The sequence below is a fragment of the Endozoicomonas sp. ALB115 genome (assembly GCF_049310245.1).
In the GTDB taxonomy this organism is placed as follows: domain Bacteria; phylum Pseudomonadota; class Gammaproteobacteria; order Pseudomonadales; family Endozoicomonadaceae; genus Endozoicomonas.
Map to the genome: position 1 here is coordinate 1 of NZ_JBLYZG010000152.1, position 3,024 is coordinate 3,024.

Consider the following 3,024-nt stretch of genomic DNA (forward strand, 5'->3'; position numbering starts at 1 on the left):
TGCAACATCAACTGGCCAGCCTCCATGCACAGACTCGCCGGGAAAGCCTGGATCAGCAGGAACAGCTGCACCGTCAGCTGGACACACTGGAACAGGAACGCATCAAAGCAGAAGAGTTGCACGACCAGCAACAGATCACCTCACCCATTGATGGCACGGTGCAACAATTGCAGGTGCACACCATCGGCGGTGTGGTACAGCCAGCGCAGGCACTGATGCAGATTGTACCCGCCGAAGCAAAGATGGAAGTGGAAGCCTGGATACTGAACAAAGACATTGGTTTTGTTCATGAAGGACAAAGCGCTGAAGTGAAAATCGACACCTTTAACTTCACCAAATACGGTTTGATTGATGGCATGTTAACCAACGTTTCCAACGATGCCGTGCCCGATGAGCAGTTAGGGCTGAGATACCTTGCCAATGTTCAAATCGAAAAAGACTGGATGCAGGTTGGCAGCAGGCAGGTCAACTTGTCTCCGGGTATGAGTGTAGCTGTGGAAATAAAAACTGGGCAGCGGCGGCTCATTGAATATTTCTTGAGTCCGTTATTGAAATTCAAACAGGAGAGCATTCGTGAAAGATGACACAAATCTAAGTGTATATTTCAAAATAGCCTTAGTGACTTTTCTTTTTCTCTTTGTCTTTCTTTGGCGTAATGAAGTCTCCACAGCAGCTCGTAGCATGTCAGCATATATTATTCTATGCTGCATTTTATGTATTGCCGATGCCCACTTTAGAAGTATTGATGTTTTGGAATACAATGAAAAGTGGCTGTATTACTTGTTGCTAGGGTTTCCAGCTTTATATTTCTTTTTTATTATTCTCTTCAGGGCAGCAAGTCATGAAGGTTACAGTGCTTACATTGCAACATATAGCCATTTTGAAAATGCAGCTCGCACAATAGCTTCTGGCATAGGTAAAACAGAAAGCTCTTTGATTGTATTGGGTAAGCTTGAACGAATACCAGAGGTCTTGCACAACTATACTTTTAGTGTCTACTGGTCAATCCTGACTTTTTTCTTGATGTTATCTCATTCATTAGTTTTATCATCAGCTCAGAAAAAATTCTCTATCCAGCATGAAGATGATGAACCAATACCATCGCATATGATGTACTTTCTTTATTTCATACTGCTGATTATAGTGGCTCTCTGTGTTTTCTCATTCCAAGCTAGTCTTGTGGTATCAGAGAATTGTTCTGCAAAATGTGGTGGTTTAGAGTCATCGGATTTTGGCTTTCTATTTCTCCATAATATGGGTTTCATTCTTTCCTTAGCCTGTTTCTATAAATTAAAAAGAGCCTCAATAGAGCAATATCGACAGAACCATAAAAATGGAGTTAGTAAATGAGCGAAGAACAAAATTATATAGAAGACTGGTTTGATCTAGATTTTTCTGGTGATGGTCATGAGGATCTTAGGCAGATATTAAATAACACTATTGGTGGAACAATCACTGCCTTAGAAAATACAGCATCAAATGCCAGAATCTAGGACACCCATAAATTTCTCAATTGAGAAAAGTAAACTTATGGATGTCCTTTAATTCTGATTAGTTATTAGTTTTGGTTTTCCTAGGGAAAGCCGTTTTTATAACAAATGGCTTATTTAATAAAAATAGAGGTGCTCGGAGGTGACCTTAAAATGAGTTCAAAACTAGAGCCTTATGTAGGTATTGGAGTGTGGGCAGCTGATTTTGTTGTTTGCTTTATTGTTGATAAAGCATTGGGAAAAGGAGAAAGAAGTGCGTATCGTCTTTTCAATGCCTCAATCTAAAGGGAAGAGATACTTTTCATCTCTACTTATTGTGTTCTTTATAATATTTTTCTCTTCATTTGTAGAGAAAAACCTTAGAAAAGAGAGCGACTTAATGGGTGTCACAAAGTTCTGTGGAAAAGTTCAGAGCTATCATTTTAGTGAGCCGGGTCTAAGTATTGCCACATGGAGAATGAAGGTGAAAAATAAAGATGGACTAATCAAATTTTTTGAGGTTGGGGATCACTATATTCATGATGCACTTTCTGCAATAAATGTAGGTAAGGGAGATAGTGTCTGTGTTGAATACTTGATCACAAACCTTATAACTCAAGAATTATTTGTGGGTCAGATATTTTTAAATTCTAAGCCTGTTATAAACAAAAACTTAGTGGCAGAAGAATACATGAAGCCAGTTTCATTTGTTAATTGGTTTTTATGTGCACTGTTCTTCTCCCTCTTTTTTATGTTGTGCGTAAAAAAAATAAGTAGGTAACTATTATGGCAAATTTAAGTAATGCGAAGGCTGCTATTAATATTATTAATGGAAAAGCATCCAGCGTTTCAATAGCAAAAGCGGCAGAAAATTATTCAGAAGGGAATGATTTAGACGCTGCAGCTGATTTATATGGTGCCTTAAATTCTATGTCGCAACTTGCTGGCAAAGGCCTTCCAGCAGCTCAAGCTATACAAGCAAGCATAGTGGCTGAGAAATTAAAGGGTGAGATAGATCAAGGCTATGTTAGTGATAATACTATTCAAGATATTTTAGGCATCGGCCTAGCAAGTTTGGGTGCCGCTGCTTTGGCTTCTGGTGCGGGGGCTGCAGCTTTGGTAGCAACAGTTGCGGGTGTGGCTTTAGGGGCTTACTCTCTTGTGAGGCCTGAGGGTGGTAGGCATATCTTTGATTCATTGACAACTGCTTATGATGAAGCCTACGCTTCAGGACCTTTCCAGCGATTCCTTGGTTTATTTGATTCAAACACTGATACCCCAACATTCAATGAAGCTGAGAGCCTTACCTCACCTATTATCCTCGACTTAGACGGCGATGGTGTTGAAACCCTCAATAAGTCAGAAGGCGTTTATTTTGATCATGATGGCAATCTTCTGGCTGAAAAGACTGGCTGGGTAGGTAAAAACGATGGCCTTCTGGTCTTCGATAGAAATGCTGACGGTCAGATTTCCAGTGGCGCAGAACTCTTTGGCAACCAGACTACGCTCACCAATGGTGAGAGGGCGGCTAATGGATTTGAAGCCTTGAAGGATC

General features: G+C 40.3%; 6 protein-coding genes. All 6 read left to right on the plus strand.

Annotated features, from left to right (window positions below; all coding sequences use genetic code 11):
• The coding region (locus tag ACO6VE_RS24180; protein WP_422464024.1) for an HlyD family type I secretion periplasmic adaptor subunit at nt 1-584 on the plus strand (584 nt) is incomplete at its 5' end.
• Nucleotides 574-1,350 carry a hypothetical protein gene (locus ACO6VE_RS24185; protein ID WP_422464026.1) on the plus strand — a complete coding sequence of 259 codons (777 nt, stop codon included), beginning with the start codon at nt 574-576 and terminating at the stop codon, nt 1,348-1,350. The genes ACO6VE_RS24180 and ACO6VE_RS24185, both read left to right, overlap by 11 nt.
• A complete protein-coding gene (locus tag ACO6VE_RS24190) occupies nt 1,347-1,493 on the plus strand; it encodes a hypothetical protein (RefSeq protein WP_422464028.1) in 147 nt (48 codons plus the stop codon). The genes ACO6VE_RS24185 and ACO6VE_RS24190 overlap by 4 nt, the downstream gene beginning before the upstream one ends.
• Nucleotides 1,494-1,643: 150 nt before the next feature.
• Nucleotides 1,644-1,775 (plus strand): hypothetical protein, encoded by a 132-nt coding sequence (locus ACO6VE_RS24195; RefSeq protein WP_422464029.1) that lies wholly within the window; start codon nt 1,644-1,646, stop codon nt 1,773-1,775.
• Nucleotides 1,744-2,250, plus strand: a complete 507-nt coding sequence (locus ACO6VE_RS24200) for a hypothetical protein (protein ID WP_422464031.1) — start codon at nt 1,744-1,746, stop codon at nt 2,248-2,250. The genes ACO6VE_RS24195 and ACO6VE_RS24200 overlap by 32 nt, the downstream gene beginning before the upstream one ends.
• 5 nt (nt 2,251-2,255) lie before the next feature.
• Nucleotides 2,256-3,024: hypothetical protein (locus ACO6VE_RS24205; RefSeq protein ID WP_422464033.1), on the plus strand; the 769-nt coding region annotated here is incomplete at its 3' end.